The organism is Myxococcus llanfairpwllgwyngyllgogerychwyrndrobwllllantysiliogogogochensis, assembly GCF_006636215.1.
Classification (GTDB): domain Bacteria; phylum Myxococcota; class Myxococcia; order Myxococcales; family Myxococcaceae; genus Myxococcus; species Myxococcus llanfairpwllgwyngyllgogerychwyrndrobwllllantysiliogogogochensis.
On the sequence record NZ_VIFM01000189.1, the window covers coordinates 1 to 22944 of the forward strand.

Consider the following 22944-nt stretch of genomic DNA (forward strand, 5'->3'; position numbering starts at 1 on the left):
GTCGGGAGGGTGGGCAGGCGGGCGGGCCGAGCGCGGAGGCGCGCCTGTGTCGCCACGGGGCGCGTGGGCACCTTGAGCGCACGGGACAACCCGTCCATTCGCAACAAGGAGACGTCCTATGGCGCGCATCGCGTTCATCCTGGCCGACGACTTCGAGGATTCCGAGTTCCGCATTCCGTATGACCGCGTGAAGCAAGCGGGGCACGAGGCGGTCGTCATCGGCGTGGAGGCCGACACACCCGTGAAGGGCAAGAAGGGCAAGGAGGTCATCACCCCGGACAAGGCCGTGCGGAACGTGTCGTCCCGGGACTTCGATGCGCTGGTGATTCCGGGGGGCTACTCACCGGACCACCTGCGCATGGACATCGACATGGTGGGCTTCGTGCGGGACTTCTACCGCGCGGACAAGCCGTTGGCGGCCGTGTGCCATGCGCCGTGGATGTTGGTGGAGGCGGACATCGCGGATGGGATGACGCTCACGTCGTGGCCCTCCATCCGCACGGACCTCATCAACGCGGGCGCGCGCTGGGTGGACCGCGAGGTGGTGGAGGATGGCAACCTCATCACCTCGCGCAACCCGGGGGACCTGCCGGCCTTCAGTGATGCGCTGCTGCGACAGGTGGCCCAGGGCATCGCCCCACGCCTGGAATCACCGCGCGGGCGCGAGGCCACTTCGGAGCAGCCGTCCAGCGTGCACTGACTCAGTCACGGGCCACGAGCGGACGGGCTGTGTCGGCTCGTGGCCTGTTGTTGCGGGAGTGCGTTCCTTGGTCAGACGGGCTGCTGGTTCATGAAGGTCTGGAGGGTGGCCGCGCAGTGGCCGCAGTGCTCCCGGAAGGGCGCGCTGAGCGCGGGCTCTCGTGTGAGCTTCTCCCAGTAGGCCAGGGAGAGACGTGCGGCGTCGGACCAGACGTCCACGGTGCTCGCGGTGGGCGGGCGTGGCGTGAAGGTCCGCTCGACGAGGTTCGTTCCCACGGGCGCGAACACCATGGGCAGCATGTCGTAGACCGGCGCGAGTCGGAACCGCTTCGTCCCTTCTGGGAAGAAGGACAGGTTGCCGAAGTGGCGGTCCGTGTTGCCGGTGAGCTGGCCGAAGGTGTCGAGCCAGCGCATTCGCCGTGCATCGTCTTCAGAGACGAGCTGCGCCTCATGCATTCTCGATGCGGCCTGCGTCCAGGTGTCGCGCGGGCCGATGTACTCGTCGGTGATGGCTCCGAGTGACAGCAGGGCCTTCCTGCCGCGTGCGCCGAGCCGGTCGAAGCGTTCCACTTCGAGGAAGCGATGGTCCTCCACATCCAGCCAACGCGCGTTGGCCGCGGGGATGCCCGCGTCGCGAAGAGTTTCAAGTGCGAGCGCTTCGGCGATGAGCAGGTCCCTCCATCGAGAGGCCGCTGCTCCATCGTCGGGGCCTGCGAACTTCACGATGACGTGGCGACCCTGGGTATACGTGGCGAACTTGGGATGCTCTCCGCCCACGGAGGAGCCCGACGGTCCCTGTTCGGAAGCCCGTGCGAGCGCGAGGTAGTCGTCGGGAGTCGCCGTGGGCAGAGGCGTGGCGAGATATCGGTCGAGCGATTCGTCACCGAGGATGAGGTCTCCGACGCAGTCCTCTCCACGCAGGGCCAGCGCGACGAGACAGTGGTCATCCGTCCAGTCCGCCACGCGTTGGGGGAGCAAGAGCTCGGGATGGCGGAGTGAGAATGTCCGGCCGATGTAGCCCTGTGGACTCATGTCCGTCGCGAACGGCGGGAGCCCCTCGAAGTGCTTGGGCGCGCGTTCCGTGTATTCGAGCCAGTGTCGACCACCCGTGAGCAAGCGGAGCACGCCGTACCGGTGGACAGCGCCTGCTTCATCGATGCGGTGGACGTTCAGCCGTGTGCCGAGCGGGGGCAGCTCGCGGGTCCGCGCATAGCGGGTCGCCGGTCCTTCGCCCATGCGACACACGCGGTCCCCCGCTGCGAGCAGGAGGCGCGTCACCGAGGGGCGAGAAACCTTGAGCTGCGTCGCGAGCTCGCTCGCTCGGGCTTCATCCCGACGGCCGAGGGCCGCTAGAAGCTGTTCCACCGTGGCCATGATGAGGGCCCGCCCTGTCTCCCTGATTCAATCCGTGAACAGATTTCTGATTCGATTCGTGAACCGAATTCCGAAGGATGTCCGAGATGAGAGCCACGAGCATCTTCTTGGATTCACTGGGAAAAGTGAAACCGGGCCGCCCCGCGTGAGAGCGGAGTCGGCCCGGTGGGCACAGCGGGATGAACAGCTCCCTTGAACCTCAGTGGTCGCCGTAGCGCTTCTCGCCGGCCTCCACGCGGAGGGCCAGGCGGTTGCCACGCGGAGGCAGCGGGCAGGTGGCGAAGCGCGTGAAGGCGCAGGGCGGGTTGTAGGAGCGGTTGAAGTCGAGCACCACCTGTCCGTCCTTCGGCATGTCCGAGTACAGGAAGCGGCCCGCGCCGTACGTCGCATCGCGGTTCGTCTCGTCCGCGAAGATGATGAAGAGCTGGTTGGAGCCCTCTTCCTCCACCGGCGTCAGGCGGTACTCCTTGCCATCCATCGTGAAGACGAGCGTGCCCGGCGCCTTCATCTCCTCCGTGGTTCCCAGCACGTTGGGAACCTGGAGCGTGCGCGGCGTGGCCGAGGGCTCGAAGCGCGCGGTGACGCGCCACGTGGGGCTCGCCGGATAGGTCTCGATGCCGTGGAACTGCTTGCGCGCCTGCGCCTGCGAGTCCTTCACTCGCACGCCCAGCTTGTCGCCTCGGAGGATGACCTGGAAGTTGAGGCTGCCGAGCTTCACCACATCCGGAGAGCCCTTCTCGTCCGTCTTCAGCTCGCCCCCGGTGAAGGGCGCGTTGTTGCGCGTGAACTGCACACCCGACGCGGGCTGGAAGCTGACGGTGTTGCCCTTGCGAGTGAAGGTGCCGAGCTTCGCGGGCGTACCAGCCGGGAAGTCCAGTTCGCTCTCGGGCGCGGAGCCGGCGGTCTGCTCGCCCTCCTTGAGCCAGAAGAGGCCGACGAGCGTCAACCAACCCTCCTCGGACTGGAGTCGCTGGATGCGCTGCTCATGCCAGGCGCGGGTGGAGGCGGTGAGGTCTTCGGGCGTCGTGGGAGTGGACACAGTCTTGGCGGGGGCAGCGGGTTTCGGCGGCGGGGCCTTCTGCGGGGCCGGCGCGGCCTGGAGGGCGAGGGACAGGGCCAGGGCAAGGGGCGTCATGTCGGGTGCCTCGGTGAGAGGGGGCTTCCAGCAGCGGCCCCCTGTCTAACAGGGTGGGGTGCGCGGCGCAGGGTTGCAGGCGACCGGGCTCCGTGCGAAGCCGGACACCCGCCGTGGAACTCGACCTGAAGCCGGCACCGCCGCCGGGTGCCTTCCGCAAGCTCGCCCTGGGGGCGTGGCGTTCGCCCAAGGACCCGAGCGCCTATGCGTCCCTCGAAGTGCGCATGGAGAAGGCCGTCGCGTTCCTGGAGGCGTGGCGGGCTCGCACCGGACAGCGACTCACGGTGACGCACCTGGTGGCCAAGGCGTCCGCGGATGCGCTGCGCCTGCACCCCGAGGCCAACGTGCTCCTGCGCTGGGGCGCGCCCTCGCTGCGTGTGGACGTGGGGGTGTGCGTGCTCGTCGTGCAGCCCGAGGAGTCGGGACGGGCGGACCTGACGACGGCCACGGTGCCTCGGGCGGACACCCTGTCCTTGGAGGAGTTCGCGCGGGCGATGGAGGCTGTCGTGTCCCAGGTGCGCTCGCGCAAGGACGCGGTCATCGAGCGGGGCAAGCGTCGCTCGTATCGCATCCCCGGGATGTTCATGGGTCTGGCGCTGCGGCTCCTGTCCTTCGTCTGGTTCACGCTGAACGTGGACCTGCGCTGGGTGGGGATGCCCAGGGACCCGTTCGGTTCGGTGGTGGTGACGAGCCTGGGCTCGCTGGGGCTGGAGCGCGGCTTCGTGGCGACGGTGCCGTACACGCGGGTGCCGCTCATCCTCGCGCCGGGTGCGGTGCGGACCGTGCCGGTGGTGGAAGCGGGGGAGCTGGTTCCCGGGCGGATGATGACGCTGACGTGTACGTGGGACGCGCGGGCGCTCGACGTGGAGGTGGTGGCGAAGGTGCTGCGGCACGTGGGCGCGGCGCTGGAGTCGCCCGAGGAGACGTGGGGGGCTGCGAGCGGCGCGCGGGTGGGGTAGAACGGGACACGTCGCCACTGCTGGAGGTCCCGTCATGCCCGTGGATACCAATCGTCGCGTTGCCTCCGCCCGTCCCGTGGGGCGCGCGCTCGGAGGGCAGGACCGCTACGAGAAGGAAGCGCTCGAGGGCCCGGCGGAAGGTCCACTGGCGATGACTCGACGCCAGCGACTGGCGGGTGGGCCCAATCGCGCGGAAGGGGAGAGCCCCTTCGCCGCGAAGATGCGGCAGCTCGCGGAGAGCAAGTCGTCCAAGGACGAGGAGCGCTGAGGTCTTTTGTGGAGCAGGCCCCTCGATGAAGGTCTATCTGGACGACGAGAGGCCCACGCCGGAGGGCTGGGTGGCGGTGCGGTGGCCGGAGGAGGCCATCGCGTTGCTCGAAGGTGGGCAGGTGGTCGAGCTCAGCCTCGACCATGACCTTGGAGACGATGAGCACGGCACGGGCTACGACGTGCTGCTCTGGCTCGAGGAAGCGGTGGCCACGCGGGGCTTTGTTCCTCCGCGTGTCCGAGTGCATTCAGCGAACAGCTCCGCGCGCCACAAGATGGAGCTGGCGATGGAGCGCATCGAGCGTTTCGTTCGCGAGCGGTGACGGCTCAGCGTGAGCGCGGAGTTGGACTCGGGCTCGGGGCGACCTGGATGCGGGTCGCGCTGGTGCTGCCGTCGGCGATGAGGTTGAAGGCGGCCTGGACGGCGGTGCCTTGGGGCAGGCTCTCGAGTGAGATGCGTTGTCCGTTGCGGACCACCTGGGTGTTCTGGCCGACGCGGAGGTTGTAGAGGTCTCCGGTCTCCGCGTCTCGGACCACGACGCGTCCCTTCGAGGTCGAGGCCACCTGTCCGCGCATGACGACGTTGGCGACCACGGTCTTCTCGGGGTTCGCCCCCGTGTCCCGCGCGGGCTCCGGGGACGCGCTCTGTTTGGGGGGCGTGCTCTGGTCCGAGGTCGCCTGTCCCGAGGCCGCCTGTCCCGAGCCGCCGGTGCCTTCGTCCTGTTTGTCCGAGTGCGGGCCGCGCAGGGCGTTGACCTGTCGCTGGAGGCGCAGGACATCGGAGCGAAGCATCGCGACTTCACGAGTCAGTTGCTTCGGGCTCAGGTCCTTCCCCGAGGAAGCGGCCTCCGCGCTGCCGCCATGCGCGTCACCCGCCGCGTCGGAAGGTTCGGTGCCTCCCTGCGTGGGGGGCGCCCTGCCGCTGGGGACGTCATTTCCAGAGCCCTGGTTTTCAGAGCCTTGGTTCGAGGCCGGGGTGTTATTCGTGTTTCCGGAGCCACCCGTGCCCGAGTAATCCGTGTTCGGCGTACCGAGGTTGTCCTCGGCTCCGGTGGCGCCCTGTGGGACGGGAGAGTAGCTGCCGGACTCATATGTGCCCGGTGGCTGCGTGCCGGTATCTCCCGAGACACCTCGGCCTTGCTGGTTCTGTGGAGGTGAGGTCATTCCAGGAGCGGACGACCCACCGCTCGACCCACCGCCCGCTGTCTGCGCGAGGGCAACGGGAGTCATCAAGAAGCTGAACGTCAGGGCCGCGGAGAAGAGCGCTCGTCGCATGGTGGGGTCCTTTCCTCGTGCTCAAGGTTGAGGCTTGGGGCCCTGGCGACAAGCGAGCCTCGCGGAAGCTCGCACGCTCGCGTTCATCCGGAGTGATGCCCGTCCGCGCGGCGCCCCTGCGAGCAGGGAGGGAGGGGCGCGCGGAGGGCTCAGCCGGGCGTCGACGGAGAAGTGGTGTCCGTTCTGTGCGGGTGCGTCCTCGTCAAGGCGGCGGGGCGGAATCCCAGGTGTCACCCTCACGAGTCTCTCCGCAGGGAGGCCACTGCACGGGGCGTGGTGCGAGGAGGGGCCGCGCCCTGAGGGCTTCTTCCAGTTCATCCACGGTGATGGTCGCGTTTGCGTGAGCGTATCGCAGGAGCCAATCGCGACCCTCGAGGCTGCGCTCCGGATTGCACCAGGGGTCCCGTCTCACGGGGGCGTCGTAGACCGCCTTGAGCAGCGCGATGCTCGCGAGGTCGAGCTCCGCCCACTCCTTGCCGAAGATACTCCTGGCAACGTCGAAGACACCCTGTTGCTGCTCGTGGAATACGCGGTGCCGGAGTTCGTGCAGCACCAGGTCCTCCGCGCTCCAGTGGCGAGTGAGCCAGACCGCCAGCGCGACGCGCTCCTCGCGCCGAATACCGTCAGCGCCGTGCTGCTCCAATTCATTGCTCCAGCGATACGCGGCATCGAGTGCGAGCCCGAATCCCTCGGGTTCGATTTCTTCGAGGCACGCGGTCGAAAAGGCCATCAATTGCAATACACCGACGGCCACTGTCCAGGGCCAGATGGGTTGGACGTGAGTCACCTGAGGCCGCTCCATGCTCATCCACCATCGGAACCGGAGTTGCTCCGCGGGTCGGAAAAGAGGCACGGGCTTGGAGGGAAGGACAGGGACCCTCGCGAGCGTGTGGCTGTAGAAGCCCTCCAGTGCGGCCAATGGCACCACAACTGCGAGTCCCAGCAGACACACCAGCCACCGCAAGCCGCGCTTCCATCGCATGGGCCTCGGCGCAGTGCAGCCTTCAGGCCAGGACTCAGAACGTGTACCGCGCCCCGAAGCGCACCTGTCTCGGTGGTTGATGCTCCAGGGCCACGGTGGGGCCATCGCTGCTCGAAGTCATCCGCGTCTCCGTCTGGATGTTGAAGAGATTGAAGGCATCGAGGTCGAAGGACAGTGCCTTGCCACGGTCGAATTGATAGTCCACTCCGAACCGCGCATCGACGACATGCAACCAAGGCGTGGATCCCCGCTGTCCTGCCTTGAGTGCTCCCGACGCGGCGACATAGGCCAGGCCCAGACGGGCTGATAGCGCCGGGGTCAATCGCTGCCGCCTTGCCCCGGAGGCCTTGAGGACATGGGTGCGCCGTGCCACGGCGGACGTTCCTCGCAGCATGTGGTTCAGCGGGTCCTCACGACTGCCGCTGAAGCGCGACCACGTGTAGCTGGCCTGCCCCATCCAGTCGTAAGCGGCCGTTCGTGCCAGCTCCAACGTCACCGCGTCATGAGTCTGCTCCTGCTTGGGCAGGCCGGAGCCCAACCCCTTCCCGGGATTGACGAGCCGCCATCTATCGCCGCTCGGGTTGCTCACGAGTCCCAGTCCCGTATCCAGCTCCCTGCGGACATAGGTCACGCTCATGACTGTTTCGCCAAGCACCGCCACGTCGGTGCCGAGTGTGACCTCGCTGGTCGAGGCAGGTGAAAGGTGGGGATCCACCTCCACCCCGCGAACCTGCTCACCCGATGCATCAGGAAGCAGCAGTCCGAGCAACACGCGCCCGCGATACTTGCCGTAGTGAGCGAAGAGGCGCATCTCGCCACGCTCGAAGGGGTCCACGACTACGCCCAATTGAGGCGAGAGCATGTGGCTTTCAGCACGTGTCTCCCCGTGTGAGGGCACGAGCCGCTGCATGTCGTAACGAAGCCCGACGTTGAGGGTCAGAAGGTAGGAGTACATCCAGGAGTCCTGGACGAAGCCCCCCACCACGTCGCGATGTGTCCGGGTCGCGATGCTCGAAGGCGCTGACTGGAGGCCACGGGGAGACCGGCGTTGCGCGCTGGGGACTCTCTGCACCGCGTCGTGGACCAGCCACTCCGCATCGAGCCCCACCTTCAGGGTGTGCTGCAGCTTTGGGATTCCCAGGGCTCCATAGTTCCGAAAGTGGGCCCGTCCCTGGACCTGGAATTGATTCGTCTCGTGCTCTTCGTCTCCGCACCGGGTGTAGAGCGCCAACAGCGCGGAGCCGCAGGCGAGGCCTTCTGTCTCCGTCCCCGTGTCCCCCGAGAGAGCAGGGCGCTGGGAGAAGTGTTGTCGAAGCCAGCGCGCATCGATATCGAGCAACACCGCCTTGTCCAACAGTCCCCCGCGGTGCCCGAGTCCGAGCAGCAGGGTGTCTCGCTCCAGCGTGCGTGGTGCGAAAGCAGCCGTCCCCTCATGCAATCGCTGGGTGGCGGGCATCGTGATGAACGTCAGCGTCGTGTTGTGGTCCGCGTTGAACAGGTAGGTCAGGCGACCCAAGGCCTGGACCTCTCGTTGGTCGGATTGAATGGTGAGGGAGTCCTCTTCGGGGACGGCTGACCGCGAGCGTGTGCTCTCCACTCGCTGAACCGAGGGAATCAGCCCCAGGGAGAACCAGAGCTGGTCCTTCAGGATGGAGCCGGAGAGGACCGCGCCCAGCTCTCCCATGTTCTCAATCACTTCATGGGGACTGTCCTGGAGCGGCCGACGCCCCTGGAGCAAGCCGGTGGCCCAATGGGCGAAGACGGCCCCGTTGAACTCATTGCCACCGGATTTGTTCTCCCCCGCATCGATGATGACTCCCGTGGCTCGTCCGTATTGGGGAATGCGCCCACGGAACAGCAGCTCACCCCAGTCGTACTGAAGCAGCTCCAGGCTCAGGGGTACGGCATTGCGCCCGAACACACCGTCCTGGGTGGAGAGGCCGTCCAGCACATATCCGTTCTCCGAGGGACTCGCGCCGAGGAGCGTGAGCCCCTGGTCCGTGTCGACTGCTTCCGAGCGCAAGGACTGAAGCCTGTCGACCGAGCGCATCGCGCTGCCCGGGATGGGCCGTGCGACGGGAAGAAGGTCGCAGTCGAGATGGTCGAGGGACTCGGAGACACCCGTGCTCTCGGTGTCCACGGGGGGGAACTCGCCGCGAGTGGGCTCAAACAACTCTCGAAAGGACTCGGGAAGGAGGCTGGCACTGATGCGCAAGGCACGCGCTTCTCGCACGGGGACCGAGTCCCTCCTCAACGGTAGAAATCCTTCCCTCTCGAAGCGCAGTTCGTACACGCCCGGTGGAAGGAGCTCGAACCGGTAGGTGCCGTCCATTTCCGTGACGACAGTGAACTCGCCCTGGGGCTCGGACGCGGAAGCAGTCACGACGACATCCCCGACGGGCTGTCGGCTCTGGGCGTCAATCACCGTGCCCAAGATGCTGCTCGTGGGCTCCGCCCTGGCAGTGGGTGCCTGGCTCATCCCCACGAGGACTCCGACGACGACGTGAAACACGGTCAGGTTCCGCATCTCCCAGAACCTTCCATGGGGCCCGAGCGTCGTTCGTCATGGTTTCCGCACGAAGCAGGCAGGCACCCGTGATGATTCCGTGCTGTGCTGGAGCCAGCCTCGGGGTGGGTGGCTCGGAAGCGGGTCGGGCGCTATTCGTGTGAGGTCGAGGGCCGGGGCAGCACTGTCACGAGGTCTCAACCTTGAGTGGACGCGAGAGCGCGGTGACCACGGGAAGGAAGGGCGCACGCGCGTCCGCGAGGAACACGCGCGCTCGCAGCCTCCGGCCCTGGCCGCTCACCCTCGCCACCGCCGTCTCGCTGGGCCTTCTCCTCTACGTCGCCACCACCAGCCTGCCCTACCTCGTGTCCTCTCCGACGACGGACCCGAACTTCGGCGCCCTCAACCACTGTCTCTCCAAGGCCCACCCCGAAGCCCGGCTGGGCTGGGCCGTCTCCCCGGACGCCACGCGCGCCGCCGTCTATGGCCCCCACGCCGTCGCCGTCTGCGGCCCCGGTGACGCCGCCACGCGCAGGGAACTCACCGGCACCCTCGCCCTCGCCTTCGACGGAGACAACCGGCTGTGGCTCTCCGCCGCGGGCCGCTTGCTGCGCGAGGACGGCGCCACCCTGCGCCCCATGGGCGACTTCGAGCCCATGGCCCTGGCCGGCCACTCCCACGGCATGCTGGCTCTGGATGCCTCCGGACAGCTCGTCTCCGTGGCGCCTGGGGGCACGGTGCTCGCGCAGACGCTCGTTCCCGGAACCACGGGCCGACTCTCCGTGGGCTCGGGCGGCGTGCTGGCCGCCGTGCTCTCCGAAGGACTGCTGCGCGTCTTCGACACCCGCACCCTTACCCCCATTGAACTGGACCTCCCCTGCGCGGTGGAGACCGTGTGGTGGCTGGATGAACCGGACCGGCTGTTGATCGGCTGCACACCGTCCGGGGCACCGTCGTTCTCGGTCGATGTGCGCACCGGAATGCGTGAGAAAGCGCCGGAATACCGGAGTCTGGCCCCTGCTCGCCGGCTCTCCGGTCGGCCGCTCTATGTCCAGGGCTGCGACGGTTTTCCCTGCACGGCGCCGCCGCCCTGACATGTTGCACAAAGGCTCCGGGTCCCGTGGTTTCCACACGGGGCGTCCGGAAGTTCGGAGTGGAAGTCCAGTAGGCGACAAATCGTCCTGTCAGGGCGGGCTTTGAATCGACAAGCCCGCGAACTCACAGGAGATTCGCGCCCCGGCCGTCCGTCGTGAAACACAGCTCACGGCGTTCATCCCGATCAGAAGGGTTCTCCTCGTGGACGACACCAAGGTTCCCAGCTCCAGCAATGGCAAGAAGCGCGCCTCGACGCGCAAGCAGCCTCGGAGCGATGTGGCTTCCAGCCCGCAGACCTCCAGCGACACCCTCGCGGCCCACCGCGTGGAAGCCGAGCGCACCCGCACCCGTGCGAGTGACTCGAAGCCCTCTCATGGGGCGGGCAGGCAGGCGGACGAGGGTGCGCGGAGTCGTGGCGGCGGCGCCAGGACGCCCGGCGGTGGTGCGCGCATCCGAGGGGATGACCCGATGCGGACGCTGCTGGCCGCGCTGCGGGCCGTGCAGGGCGGAGACTTCTCCGTGCGCCTGCCGGACTTCTCCACCCTCCCGGTGATGGATGACATCTCCCGCGCCTTCAACGCGGTGGTGACGCTCAACTCGGCCATGACGCATGAGATGGTGCGCGTCTCCCGCGTGGTGGGCCGCGAGGGCCGCATGGGCGAGCGTGTGTCGCTGGGCGACGCGCGCGGCGACTGGGCCACGAGCATCAACTCCATCAACGCGCTCATCGGCGACCTGGTGCAGCCGACGACGGAAGTCGCTCGCGTGCTGGTGGCGGTGGCCGAAGGCGACCTGACGCAGAAGATGGCCCTCGAAATCGACGGCCAGCCGGTGAAGGGCGAGTTCCTGCGCATCGGCACCACCGTGAACGCGATGGTGGATCAGCTCAACTCGTTCGCCGCCGAGGTGACGCGCGTCGCGCGCGAGGTCGGCAGCGACGGCAAGCTGGGCGGACAGGCCGAGGTGAAGGGCGTGTCCGGCGTGTGGAAGGACCTCACGGACAACGTGAACCTGATGGCCAACAACCTCACGGCCCAGGTGCGAAACATCGCCGAGGTGTCCACCGCCGTCGCCAACGGCGACCTCTCCAAGAAAATCACGGTGGACGCGCGCGGCGAGGTGCTGGAGCTGAAGAGCACCATCAACACGATGGTGGACCAGCTCAACGGCTTCGCCTCCGAAGTGACGCGCGTGGCGCGTGAAGTGGGCACGGAAGGAAAGCTGGGCGGTCAGGCCGCGGTGCCCGGTGTGTCCGGCACGTGGAAGGACCTCACGGACAACGTGAACTTCATGGCGTCCAACCTCACGACGCAGGTGCGCGGCATCGTGAAGGTGGTGACGGCCGTCGCGAACGGTGACCTCACCCAGAAGCTGATGGTGCCGTCGCAGGGCGAAATCGCCGCCCTGGGCGCGACGCTCAACAACATGACGGACACGCTCAACGTCTTCGCCCAGCAGGTGACGAGCGTGGCGCGCACGGTGGGTGTCGAGGGCAAGCTGGGCGCCCAGGCCCAGGTGCCCGGCGCCGCCGGCACGTGGAAGGACCTCACCGACAACGTCAACCTGATGGCCAACAACCTCACGGCCCAGGTGCGCAACATCGCCGACGTGACGACGGCCGTCGCCAAGGGCGACCTGTCCAAGAAAATCACGGTGGACGTGAAGGGCGAGGTGATGGAGCTGAAGGACACCATCAACACGATGGTGGACCAGCTCCGCGCGTTCGCCTCCGAAGTGACGCGCGTCGCGCGCGAGGTGGGCACCGACGGCAAGCTGGGCGGTCAGGCCGATGTGAAGGGCGTCGCTGGCGTGTGGAAGGACCTCACCGACAACGTCAACAGCATGGCCTCCAACCTCACCACCCAGGTGCGCAACATCGCCCTGGTGACGACGTCGGTGGCCAATGGCGACCTGTCGAAAAAAATCACGGTCGATGCTCGCGGCGAGATTCTGGAGCTGAAGAACACCATCAACACGATGGTGGACCAGCTCAACTCGTTCGCCTCGGAGGTGACGCGCGTCGCGCGCGAGGTCGGCACGCACGGCAAGCTGGGCGGACAGGCCGAGGTGAAGGGCGTCTCCGGTACGTGGAAGGACCTCACGGACAACGTGAACGTGATGGCCGTCAACCTCACCACCCAGGTGCGTGGCATCGCCAAGGTGGTGACGGCGGTCGCCAACGGGGATTTGACGCAGCGGCTGAAGATGGAGGCCAAGGGCGAGGTCGCCGAACTGGCCGACACCATCAACGCGATGACGCAGACGCTCTCCATCTTCGCGCAGCAGGTGACGGACGTCGCTCGCACGGTGGGCGTGGAAGGCAAGCTGGGCGCCCAGGCCGTGGTGCCGGGCGTCGCGGGTACGTGGAAGGACCTCACCAACAACGTGAACCTGCTCGCGAACAACCTCACCGACCAGGTCCGCAACATCGCCGAAGTCACCACGGCCGTCGCCAATGGTGACCTGTCGAAGAAAATCACGGTCGACGCCAAGGGCGAGGTGCTGGAGCTCAAGAGCACCATCAACACGATGGTGGACCAGCTCCGAGGCTTCGCGTCGGAAGTGACGCGCGTCGCGAAGGAAGTCGGCACCGAGGGGAAGCTGGGTGGTCAGGCCGAGGTGCGCGGGGTGTCCGGCGTCTGGAAGGACCTCACGGACAACGTGAACTTCATGGCCTCCAACCTCACCAGCCAGGTGCGCGGCATCGTGCGCGTGGTGACGGCGGTCGCCAACGGAGACCTCACCCAGAAGCTCATCATGGACGCGAAGGGCGAAATCGCCGCCCTCGCGGAGACCATCAACGCGATGACGCAGACCCTGTCCATCTTCGCCCAGCAGGTGACGGACGTCGCCCGCACGGTGGGTGTCGAGGGCAAGCTGGGCGCCCAGGCGGAGGTGCCGGGCGTCGCGGGCACGTGGAAGGATCTCACCAACAACGTGAACCTGCTGGCCAACAACCTCACGGCCCAGGTGCGAAACATCGCCGAGGTGACGACGGCTGTCGCGAATGGCGACCTGTCGAAGAAAATCACGGTCGACGCCAAGGGCGAGGTGCTGGAGCTCAAGAGCACCATCAACACGATGGTGGACCAGCTCCGCGCGTTCGCCGCCGAGGTGACTCGCGTCGCGAAGGAGGTCGGCACCGAGGGCCGGCTGGGCGGTCAGGCCGACGTGAAGGGCGTGTCCGGCGTCTGGAAGGACCTCACCGACAACGTGAACGTCCTCGCCGGAAACCTCACGGACCAGGTGCGAAACATCGCCAAGGTGACAACGGCCGTCGCCAACGGCGACCTGTCGCAGAAGATCACCGTCTCCGTGAAGGGCGAGGTGCTGGAGCTGAAGAACACCATCAACACGATGGTGGACCAGCTCCGAGGCTTCGCGTCGGAAGTGACGCGTGTCGCGAAGGAGGTCGGCACCGAGGGCAAGCTGGGCGGTCAGGCCGCGGTGCCCGGAGTCGCGGGCGTGTGGAAGGACCTCACCGACAACGTGAACGTCCTCGCCGGCAACCTCACGGACCAGGTGCGAAACATCGCCAAGGTCACGACGGCGGTCGCCAATGGCGACCTGTCGCAGAAAATCTCCGTCGAGGCGCGGGGCGAAATCCTGGAGCTCAAGAGCACCATCAACACGATGGTGGACCAGCTCCGCGCGTTCGCCGCCGAGGTGACTCGCGTCGCGAAGGAAGTGGGAACGGACGGCAAGCTGGGTGGTCAGGCCGCGGTGCCGGGAGTCGCCGGTACGTGGAAGGACCTCACGGACAACGTGAACAGCATGGCCTCCAACCTCACCGCGCAGGTGCGAAACATCGCGCTGGTGACGACGGCGGTCGCCAACGGTGACCTCTCCAAGAAAATCACCGTCGACGCGAAGGGCGAGATTCTGGAGCTGAAGGACACCATCAACATCATGGTGGACCAGCTCAACTCGTTCGCCTCGGAGGTGACGCGCGTCGCGCGCGAGGTCGGCACGGAAGGCAAGCTGGGTGGACAGGCGGAAGTGCGCGGGGTGTCCGGCGTCTGGAAGGACCTGACGGACAACGTGAACTTCATGGCCCGCAACCTGACGACGCAGGTGCGCGGCATCGTCAAGGTCGTGACGGCCGTCGCCAACGGCGACCTCAAGCAGAAGCTGGTCGTCGAAGCGAAGGGCGAAGTGGCGGCCCTCGCGGAGACCATCAACAACATGACGGACACGCTGGGCACGTTCGCCGAGCAGGTGTCCACGGTGGCCCGCGAAGTCGGTGTCGAGGGGAAGCTGGGGGGACAGGCCCGCGTGCCCGGTGTGGCCGGCACGTGGAAGGACCTCACGGACAACGTGAACTTCATGGCCTCCAACCTCACCACGCAGGTGCGCGGAATCGTGCGCGTGGTGACGGCGGTCGCCAACGGTGACCTCACCCAGAAGCTCATCGTCGACGCGAAGGGCGAAGTGGCCGCGCTCGCGGACACCATCAACAACATGACGGACACACTGGGGACGTTCGCCGAGCAGGTGTCCACGGTGGCCCGCGAAGTCGGTATCGAAGGAAAGCTGGGCGGTCAGGCCCGCGTGCCCGGTGCGCGCGGCACGTGGCGGCAGCTCACCGACAACGTGAACCAGCTCGCCGGTACGCTGACCAGCCAGCTGCGCGCCATCTCCGACGTGGCCACCGCGGTGACGAAGGGTGACCTCACCCGGAGCATCACCGTCGTCGCCGAGGGCGAGGTCGCCGCGCTGAAGGACAACATCAACCAGATGATCGTCAACCTGCGTGAGACCACGCAGAAGAACCAGGAGCAGGACTGGCTCAAGACGAACCTGGCGAAGTTCAGCGGCATGATGCAGGGCCAGAAGAGCCTGGACGCCGTCAGCCGCCTCATCATGAGCGAGCTGACGCCGCTGGTCTCCGCGCACCACGGCGCCTTCTTCCTGATGGACACCGACTCCGGCACGCCGGTGCTCAAGCTGACGAGCACCTACGCGTACCGGGAGCGCAAGCACATCGCCAACCGGTTCCGGCTGGGCGAGGGACTCGTCGGGCAGACGGCCCTGGAGCGGAAGACGATTCTGCTCACCCACGTGCCGCCGGACTACATCACCATCTCCTCCGGCCTGGGCGAGTCCGCGCCCCTCAACATCATCGTCCTGCCCGTGCTGTTCGAAGGTGAGGTCAAGGCCGTCATCGAGCTGGCCTCGTTCCACACCTTCAGCGCCATCCATCAAATCTTCCTGGACCAGCTCACCGAGAGCATCGGCGTGGTCCTGAACATGATCATGGCGAACATGCGCACCGAGCAGCTCCTGCAGCAGTCGCAGGGTTTGACTCAGGAGCTGCAGAGCCAGTCGCGCGAACTGACGCAGCAGCAGGACGCGCTCAAGCGCAGCAACAGCGAGCTGGAGGACAAGGCGAAATTGCTCGAGGAGCAGAACCGCCGCGTCGAGGAGAAGAACAACGAAGTCGAGCGCGCCCGCGTCAGCCTGGAGGAGAAGGCCGAGCAGCTCACCGTCATCTCCAAGTACAAGAGCGAGTTCCTGGCCAACATGAGCCACGAGCTGCGCACGCCGCTCAACAGCCTGCTCATCCTGGCCAAGCTGCTGTCCGACAACAAGGACGGCAACCTCAGCACCAAGCAGGTGGAGTACGCGAACACCATCTACGCCTCCGGTGGTGATTTGCTCAGCCTCATCAACGAAATCCTCGACCTGTCCAAGGTGGAGGCCGGGAAGATGCAGGTGGAGCCGCGGGACATCGTCCTGTCGGAGTTGAACCAGTTCATCGACCGGAGCTTCCGCCCCGTCGCGGAGCAGAAGAACCTGGCCTTCACGGTGGAGGTGGCGCAGGGCGCCCCCCGCCACATCCGCACCGACCCGCAGCGGCTGCAGCAGGTGCTCAAGAACCTGCTCTCCAACGCCTTCAAGTTCACGGACGAAGGCAGCGTGAAGATGACGGTGAAGCTGGCCGAGCCGGGCACGCGCCTGGACCACGAGGTGCTCAAGCGCTCGCGCTTCGTGCTCGCCTTCTCGGTGACGGACACGGGCATCGGCATCGCCAAGGACAAGCAGCGCCTCATCTTCGAGGCGTTCCAGCAGGCGGACGGCTCCACCGCGCGCAAGTACGGCGGCACCGGCCTGGGCCTGTCCATCAGCCGCGAAATCGCCAAGCTCCTGGGCGGCGAAATCCACGTCCACAGCGAGCCGCGCAAGGGCAGCACCTTCACGCTGTACCTGCCGCCCGAGTACGTGGGCCCGGAGGACGACGGCTTGCCGGTCATGCCGGTCATGCCCTCGCCGCTCGAGCCGCTGTCTCGCATGTCCCACGCCTCGTCGGAGCCCTTGTTCCCGACGCCCGCGCCGGCGCCGGTGCCGCCGACCGCCGCGGAGAACGCCCATGTGCTGGACTCGGCGCTGCCGCCTCCTCAGGTGGACTCGCTGCTTCCGCCGCTCGCGGTGGAGGACGACCGGGACCACATCCGCGAGGGTGACCGTGTCCTGCTCATCATCGAGGACGACCTGAAGTTCGCCCGCATCATGGTGCAGCTGGCGCGGGAGAAGGGCTTCAAGGCCCTGGTCGCCACGCGGGGTGACACCGGCCTGTCCATGGCCAACGAGTTCCAGCCGCACGCGGTGACGCTCGACATCCAGTTGCCCGTCGTCGACGGCTGGAGCGTGCTCGACAGGCTCAAGCGCAACCCGCGCACGCGCCACATCCCGGTGCACATCATCAGCGTCATGGACAAGCACCTGGGCAACGCCCAGGGCGCGTTCGGCTACCTCACCAAGCCCGTCAGCAAGGAGGGCCTGGAGCGGGTGTTCAACCAGCTGGCGAAGTTCCTGGAGCGCACGGAGCGCAGGCTGCTGCTGGTGGAGGACGACGACGTCCAGCGCAACAGCCTGGTCAGCCTGCTCGCCGAGGGCGGCGACGTCGCCGTCACGGCGGTGGCCACCGGCCAGGAGGTCCTCCAGAAGCTGGAGGAGGGTGAGTACGACTGCCTCGTCATCGACCTGCTCCTGCCGGACATGGACGGCATCAAGCTGGTGGAGGAGGTGAAGACGCAGCAGCGCTTCAGGGACCTGCCCATCGTCATCTACACGGGCAAGGAGCTGACGCCGAAGGACGACACGCGCCTGCGCCGCTACACCGGCAGCGTCATCCTCAAGAGCGGAACGAAGAGTCCCGAACAGTTGCTCAGTGACACGGCGCTGTTCCTGCACCGACTGGACCAGAACCTGCCTCCCCGCGCGCGGGCGGCCCTGGCGCAGCGCAGCGAGCAGGAGTCGGAGGTGGTGGGCAAGAAGGTGCTCGTCGTCGATGACGACATGCGCAACATCTTCGCCCTCACCAGCGTGCTGGAGAACCACGGCATGCAGGTGGTCTTCGCCGAGAACGGGCGGGCGGCCATCGAGACGCTCGAGCAGCACCGCGACGTGGATATCGTGCTGATGGACGTGATGATGCCGGAGATGGACGGGTACGAGACCATGCGGGCCATCCGCAAGGACGTGAAGTACGCCAGCCTGCCCATCATCGCCGTCACCGCGAAGGCCCTGAAGGACGACCGGGAGAAGTGCATGGCCGCGGGGGCCAGTGACTACCTGCCCAAGCCGGTGGATACGGACAAGCTTTTGGAACTCATCCGTCTCTGGGTGTCGGCTTGAAAGGTCGAATGATGGCTAGCGCACGACTCGTCACCGCCGGGCTTGGGGACGGCGGGGGTCGCGCCTAGCCTGTCCCGCCAGTGAACGGTCGGGGCATACCTTGCTCCTATTTCAATGACGCCTAGCGAACACATCTCCGCCGAACGCCCCCAGGACGGCGCAAGCCGTCCCCGGGCGAGCATCCTGATGGTGGACGACCACCCGTCCAACCTGCTGGCGCTGGAGGCCATCCTCGAGCCGTTGGGGCAGGAGCTTGTCAAAGCGACCAGTGGCGAGGAGGCGCTCAAGTTCCTGCTTCAGCGCGACTTCGCCGTCATCCTGATGGACGTGCAGATGCCGGGCCTGGACGGCTTCCAGACGGCCACGCTCATCAAGCAGCGGGAGCGCACGCGCACCATTCCCATCATCTTCCTCACCGCGCTCAGCCGCGACGCGGCCCACATCTTCAAGGGTTATGCGCACGGCGCGGTGGACTACCTGCTCAAGCCCTTCGACCCGGAAATCCTCCGCTCGAAGGTCAGCGTCTTCGTGGATTTGTTCCTCAAGGAACAACAAATCCAGCGGCAGGCGGCGATGTTGCGCCAGCGCGAGCGCGAGGCGGTGGAGCGGCAGAGCGAGCTGCGCTACCGGCGGCTCACGGAGTCCCTGCCGGAGGTGATGTGGGCGGCGCGGGCGGACGGCTCGTTCACCTACGCCAACCGGGCGGGGCGCGACTACACGGGCATCCACGAGGAGCATCCGCTGTCGTTGGGCACGTTCCTGGAGTTCGTGCACCCGGTGGACCGGGAGGAGATGCGCTCGGCGTGGGAGACGGCCATCCGCTCCAGCCAGCGGGTGGAGCGGGAGTTCCGGCTGCGGCGTTTCGACGGCGTGTATCGTTGGCACCTGGCGCGCGCGGTGCCGGAGCGGGACGAGTCCGGGCACGTGGTGGGCTGGATTGCCGTGGCCACGGACATCGACGACAAGCGGCGGGCGGAGGAGGCGCTGGGGCGCTTCAAGATGACGCTGGACGCGACGTTGGACTGCGTCCTGATGTTCTCGCCGGACTCGCTGACGCTCACGTACGCCAACGCGGGCGCGGCCAAGCAGCTGTCGAGCAGCACGGACGAGCTGGTGGGGTTGTCGGTGCTGGAGGTGGAGAGCGCGTTCGACGAGGCGGGGTTCCGCAAGCTGCTGGCGCCGTTGGTGAGTGGGACGTTGCCCAGCCAGACGTACTCGACGACGCACCGGCGCAGGGATGGCACCGAGGTGCCGGTGGAGGTGGTGCTCCAGTTCGTGTCGGCGGCGGAGGGGCCCGGGGGGCGGTTCATCTCCGTGGCACGCGACATCACCGAGCGTCAGCGCGCGGAGACCGCGCTGCGGCTGGCGAGCGAGGCGAAGGACGCGTTCCTCGCGGCGGCGAGCCACGAGCTGCGCACGCCGCTGGCGGCGGCCAAGGGGCACGCGCATCTGGCGCTCTTGAAGCTGGGTGGCGAGACGGAAGCGGGGCCCGGCAAGTCGCTGAAAATCATCAACCGGCAAATCGACCGGATGGCGAAGCTGGTGGAGGACCTGCTGGACATCAGCCGGCTGCAGGCGGGGCGGCTGTCGCTGGAGCTGGAGAAGTTCGACCTGGGCCAGCTGGTGCAGGAGACGCGGGACCGCATGGCGGTGTTGTCGCAGGGGCATGAAATCCAGGTGGAGGCGCCGGAGCACCTGGAGGGGACGTGGGACCGGGGTCGGTTGGACCAGGTGCTGACGAACCTCTTGTCCAACGCCATCCGCTACTCACCGGAGGGTGGGGCGGTGCTGGTGCGGCTGGTGCGCGAGGGGAAGGAAGGGGTGCACCTGTCCGTGAAGGACAGCGGCGTGGGGATTCCCAAGGACAAGCAGGCGCTCATCTTCGAGCGCTTCGGGCGCGCGCACGGCAGCAAGTACGGCGGCCTGGGGTTGGGGCTCACCATCAGCCAGGGCATCGTCGAACAGCACGGCGGACGCATCTGGGTGGAGTCCCAGGGCGTGCCGGGCCAGGGGTCCACGTTCAACGTCTGGCTGCCCCGTGAGACGGAGTCCCCCGGAGTCGGCGTGCATCACGAGCACGGCACGCGCACCGCGAGCTGACAGGGCGCCGGCGCGCGAGCGCGGCGTCAGAGATTGAAGCCCACGTTGCCCACGGAGATGCTGGGCCCGAAGATGAAGGACCAGCGGCTGGAGGGGACGACGGAGCCGTCGGAGCGGCGGGTGATGTCGTCCCGGAACTCGCGCGCCACCCACGCCTGCGCCCCCACCGCCGCTCCCGGTCCAATGGGCACGCGCAAGCTGAGCCCCAGCACCACCGCCAGCGTCGGCGGGAATTCGATGTCGCCGGACTGGGGAATCAACCCCATGCCCATCAGCCCCATCTCGATACCCAGGAGCCGCTCCTGGCCCTCGTTGTTCAAGAGCGCCAGTCGCGACACCACGCCGAAGTTGAGGATGAGCTGCCCGCTGGGCTCCGTCGCCCGGTAGAGGCCCGCCGGAATCGTCGCCGTCGTGTACAGCCGGAAGCGCCCACCCCTGACGATGGCCGTCCATTGTGCCGACGGCAGCCCCGAGCGGTCCGACGTGCTCAGCGCGTACCGCGACTCGTCCGCCACCAGTGACACCTGGACGAGAATCCGGTCGAACTGCGCCAGCTGCCCCGGCACGGGAATGGTCCGGGCCTCGCCCTGCGGACGCAGCAACATCCGCTGCTCCACGTGACTCTCCCCTCGCGCCGAGCCGTCCGCCTTGGTGACGTCGATGCGCAGCACGATTTCCTGCGTGCCCTGCTCGGGCTTGAGCCGCTCCCGGTGGATGATGACCCGACACGAGTTGCGCATCTCGTAGTTGATTCGGTGCGGACGGCTGGGCTCCAGCACCTGGTCCTTGCCCTCCTTGTCCGCGCACACCAGCTCCACCACGCTCTCGATGCGGATGGGCACGCTGGCCTCGCGCACCGAGCGCTGCACCCGCTCGTTGACGACGAACAGGTCCGCCGTCGCCAGCTCTCCCGGCAGCGTGGACACCTGATAGCCGAAGCGCAGCGACACGAAGCCGCCCGCGGTGGGCTCGCCCTGCACATAGGTCGTCCCGTCCCGCGAGATGATGCTGTAGGCCCCGGCCACCGGACGCGGAACGAAGCGCCCCTGCTCTCCGCTCGAGGCCACGATGAGCTCCGCCGGCCGGTTGATGGGGATGAAGTCGATGGCCCCCTGGTCCGACAGCTCCAGCGACGCGCGCGGCACGGGCAGCGGCTGCGTCTTCGTCGTATCCGACGCCACCACCGAGCCCTCCACCCGTGAGGTCTGCGCGATGACCGTCACCTGCTGCTCGGACGTGCCTCCCGTGCGCAGCAACACATAGACGCCGTCCTGCGCCTTCACCACGCGCTCCACCCGCGCCCGCTGGTCGTTCATCGACCACAACAGCTTGCGCGGGTCGTGCTGGCATGACGTGTCCAGCCGCACCACCATCGCCGCGTTCTCCGCGTCGCGCAGCACCGTGCCCTCCACGGCCGTGAGCGGACACGCCAGCACGGGGAGCGTCTCCAGCAGCACCTGCTCCAGCACCTCGCCGCGCGCGAAGTAGATGCGCGGCGCCAGGCGCAGGCGCAGCGTCACGCTCACGTCCACGCCCGGCACGTTGCGCAGCGACACCGTGCCCTCGTTCACCTCGCAGCGCACCGGCCCGCAGTCCACCGACGCCAGCGCCTCCGAGTGGCTCAGCGCCACCGAGCCTGGCCCGCGCGACACATCCACGCCACCCGACTGGATGAGCGGCTGGGTCAACACCACGCGCCCGGGGCGAAGCCGGAACGTCTCCGGGTCCACCACGTTTCCAGACGCGTCATACGTCGTGACATCCGGTCCATGCCGACCATGAGGCGGTGTCCAGTAGAGCGCCGCGTCCGTGGGCAGCCCGCGCGCCACGGGCACCGTGCAGCTCGCCGGCCCCCGCTCCGTCGAGGGCGCCAGGCACCGGTCCTGTCCCTCGATGAGCTGGGGCTGGGACTCACCCCGGGGCGTCCCGCTCCAGGAGATGCCCACGTGGTCCAGCCCCGCGCCGCGCAGCTCCACGCGGCCCTCGTCCGGAAAGAAGTTCGTCGCCGCCGCGTCCACGCGCGGAAAGGGGCCGGTGGCGATGACGGTGACGCGCTCCTCGGTCGTCTCGCACTGCCCCACCGACGACGCCACCTTCAACTCCTGGATGCGCGCGTCGTCCTGCTCCACCCGCTGCGGAGGCCGCAGGGTCCGACTGTCCGACGCCAGCGTCCAGCCCGCTCGCAGCGGGCCACAGACGACACCCTTCGAGACCACCGGCACGCCGGCGCCGCCCTCGGGCACCTGGACGACGGGCGCGGCGGCGGCGAGGCCACCCACCAGCAGCCATGCGAGACAGAGCGCGCGGATGGATTCCATCCCCCCGTTAAACAGCGAGGGAGGGCACCAGCGTCAAGCGCCGTCTGCCCCTTCTCGTCCGGGGTGTCACGCGACGTGCGGACCTCCGAGCACGCAGGGTCCGCGAGTGGTCTTCCGCGAGTGGTCTTCGCTGACGCCAGACATTCCTGGTGATGCGTCCGCGCGAGGTGCTCAGCGCTTGCGGGTCAGCAGCACGACGGCGCCCAGAATCGCGGCCATGGCGACCCACGACAGGGGGCTCATCGACTCGCCCGCGAACACGACGCCCAGGAGCACCGCCACCACCGGATTGACGTACGCGTAGCTGGTGGCCACCGAGGGGCTCGTGTGCCGCATCAGGTAGCCGTAAACGGTGTAGCCCACCAGCGAGCCGAAGGTGACCAGGTACGCGAAGGCCGCGAGCGCGCGCGCATCCGGCATGGCCGTCAGGTGCTCGCCACGCAGGAGCCCGAAGGTCAGCATCAGCGCGCCACCGCAGAGCATCTGCGCCGCGGGCGCCATCATCCCCTGGGGCATCGGCATGCGGCGTCCGAGCACGGAGCCCAGCGCCCAGCTCATCGGCGACACCAGCAGGGCCAGCGTGGCCCACCCACTCC

The 22944-nt window shown here is 67.6% G+C and carries 14 protein-coding genes; 7 read left to right on the forward strand and 7 right to left on the reverse strand.

Features of this window, described 5'->3' with window-relative positions:
• Positions 1 to 118: 118 nt before the first annotated feature.
• Positions 119 to 700, forward strand: coding sequence for a type 1 glutamine amidotransferase domain-containing protein (locus FJV41_RS34245; RefSeq protein WP_141646809.1), 582 nt, complete (start codon positions 119 to 121; stop codon positions 698 to 700).
• A 71-nt stretch (positions 701 to 771) separates the two neighbouring features.
• Here FJV41_RS34245 and yjjJ read toward each other — a convergent pair whose 3' ends face one another.
• Both yjjJ and FJV41_RS34255 read right to left on the reverse strand, forming a co-directional pair.
• Positions 772 to 2073: a type II toxin-antitoxin system HipA family toxin YjjJ gene (gene yjjJ, locus FJV41_RS34250; RefSeq protein ID WP_141646810.1), complete on the reverse strand. Its 1302-nt coding sequence runs from the start codon at positions 2071 to 2073 to the stop codon at positions 772 to 774.
• A 199-nt stretch (positions 2074 to 2272) separates the two neighbouring features.
• Complete coding sequence (locus FJV41_RS34255) at positions 2273 to 3208, reverse strand: DUF1684 domain-containing protein (RefSeq protein WP_141646811.1); 936 nt, start codon at positions 3206 to 3208, stop codon at positions 2273 to 2275.
• A gap of 113 nt (positions 3209 to 3321) precedes the next feature.
• On the opposite strand from FJV41_RS34255, the gene FJV41_RS34260 reads away from it, so the two are divergent.
• Genes FJV41_RS34260 through FJV41_RS34270 form a run of 3 tightly spaced genes read left to right on the forward strand, consistent with a single transcriptional unit; the run spans position 3322 to position 4757 of the window.
• Positions 3322 to 4167 (forward strand): 2-oxo acid dehydrogenase subunit E2, encoded by an 846-nt coding sequence (locus FJV41_RS34260; RefSeq protein ID WP_141646812.1) that lies wholly within the window; start codon positions 3322 to 3324, stop codon positions 4165 to 4167.
• Positions 4168 to 4201: 34 nt separating this feature from the next.
• Complete coding sequence (locus tag FJV41_RS34265; RefSeq protein ID WP_141646813.1) at positions 4202 to 4435, forward strand: hypothetical protein; 234 nt, start codon at positions 4202 to 4204, stop codon at positions 4433 to 4435.
• 25 nt (positions 4436 to 4460) lie between these two features.
• Positions 4461 to 4757, forward strand: a complete 297-nt coding sequence (locus FJV41_RS34270) for a cyclic-phosphate processing receiver domain-containing protein (RefSeq protein WP_141646814.1) — start codon at positions 4461 to 4463, stop codon at positions 4755 to 4757.
• A 4-nt stretch (positions 4758 to 4761) separates the two neighbouring features.
• Here FJV41_RS34270 and FJV41_RS54060 read toward each other — a convergent pair whose 3' ends face one another.
• The 3 genes from FJV41_RS54060 to FJV41_RS34285 form a co-directional block, all read right to left on the reverse strand.
• Entirely contained in the window at positions 4762 to 5709 is a 948-nt protein-coding gene (locus FJV41_RS54060) for a hypothetical protein (protein ID WP_246137597.1), read from the reverse strand.
• Positions 5710 to 5911: 202 nt separating this feature from the next.
• Positions 5912 to 6511 (reverse strand): transglycosylase domain-containing protein, encoded by a 600-nt coding sequence (locus tag FJV41_RS34280; RefSeq protein ID WP_181791127.1) that lies wholly within the window; start codon positions 6509 to 6511, stop codon positions 5912 to 5914.
• Between the two features lie 214 nt (positions 6512 to 6725).
• Positions 6726 to 9218, reverse strand: coding sequence for a TonB-dependent receptor (locus FJV41_RS34285; protein WP_141646816.1), 2493 nt, complete (start codon positions 9216 to 9218; stop codon positions 6726 to 6728).
• 182 nt (positions 9219 to 9400) lie between these two features.
• On the opposite strand from FJV41_RS34285, the gene FJV41_RS34290 reads away from it, so the two are divergent.
• From FJV41_RS34290 to FJV41_RS34300, 3 genes are all read left to right on the forward strand, one after another.
• Complete coding sequence (locus tag FJV41_RS34290) at positions 9401 to 10291, forward strand: hypothetical protein (protein ID WP_141646817.1); 891 nt, start codon at positions 9401 to 9403, stop codon at positions 10289 to 10291.
• 469 nt (positions 10292 to 10760) lie between these two features.
• On the forward strand, positions 10761 to 17930 hold the full coding sequence (locus FJV41_RS34295) for a HAMP domain-containing protein (protein WP_438616772.1): 7170 nt from the start codon (positions 10761 to 10763) through the stop codon (positions 17928 to 17930).
• A gap of 114 nt (positions 17931 to 18044) precedes the next feature.
• Positions 18045 to 20030 carry a hybrid sensor histidine kinase/response regulator gene (locus FJV41_RS34300; protein WP_141646819.1) on the forward strand — a complete coding sequence of 662 codons (1986 nt, stop codon included), beginning with the start codon at positions 18045 to 18047 and terminating at the stop codon, positions 20028 to 20030.
• 26 nt (positions 20031 to 20056) lie between these two features.
• Here FJV41_RS34300 and FJV41_RS34305 read toward each other — a convergent pair whose 3' ends face one another.
• A complete protein-coding gene (locus FJV41_RS34305) occupies positions 20057 to 22348 on the reverse strand; it encodes a hypothetical protein (protein WP_174454097.1) in 2292 nt (763 codons plus the stop codon).
• A 171-nt stretch (positions 22349 to 22519) separates the two neighbouring features.
• The coding region (locus FJV41_RS34310; protein ID WP_141646820.1) for an EamA family transporter at positions 22520 to 22944 on the reverse strand (425 nt) is incomplete at its 5' end.

Excerpts from the sequence above, each read along its gene's own strand:
- FJV41_RS34265 (WP_141646813.1), top strand. The coding sequence starts at position 4,202 with ATGCCCGTGGATACCAATCGTCGCGTTGCCTCCGCCCGTCCCGTGGGG.
- FJV41_RS34300 (WP_141646819.1), top strand. The coding sequence starts at position 18,045 with ATGACGCCTAGCGAACACATCTCCGCCGAACGCCCCCAGGACGGCGCA.
- FJV41_RS34305 (WP_174454097.1), bottom strand. The coding sequence starts at position 22,348 with ATGGAATCCATCCGCGCGCTCTGTCTCGCATGGCTGCTGGTGGGTGGC.
- FJV41_RS34270 (WP_141646814.1), top strand. The coding sequence starts at position 4,461 with ATGAAGGTCTATCTGGACGACGAGAGGCCCACGCCGGAGGGCTGGGTG.
- FJV41_RS34285 (WP_141646816.1), bottom strand. The coding sequence starts at position 9,218 with ATGCGGAACCTGACCGTGTTTCACGTCGTCGTCGGAGTCCTCGTGGGG.
- FJV41_RS54060 (WP_246137597.1), bottom strand. The coding sequence starts at position 5,709 with ATGCGACGAGCGCTCTTCTCCGCGGCCCTGACGTTCAGCTTCTTGATG.
- FJV41_RS34245 (WP_141646809.1), top strand. The coding sequence starts at position 119 with ATGGCGCGCATCGCGTTCATCCTGGCCGACGACTTCGAGGATTCCGAG.
- FJV41_RS34295 (WP_438616772.1), top strand. The coding sequence starts at position 10,761 with ATGCGGACGCTGCTGGCCGCGCTGCGGGCCGTGCAGGGCGGAGACTTC.
- FJV41_RS34255 (WP_141646811.1), bottom strand. The coding sequence starts at position 3,208 with ATGACGCCCCTTGCCCTGGCCCTGTCCCTCGCCCTCCAGGCCGCGCCG.
- yjjJ (WP_141646810.1), bottom strand. The coding sequence starts at position 2,073 with ATGGCCACGGTGGAACAGCTTCTAGCGGCCCTCGGCCGTCGGGATGAA.
- FJV41_RS34280 (WP_181791127.1), bottom strand. The coding sequence starts at position 6,511 with ATGGAGCGGCCTCAGGTGACTCACGTCCAACCCATCTGGCCCTGGACA.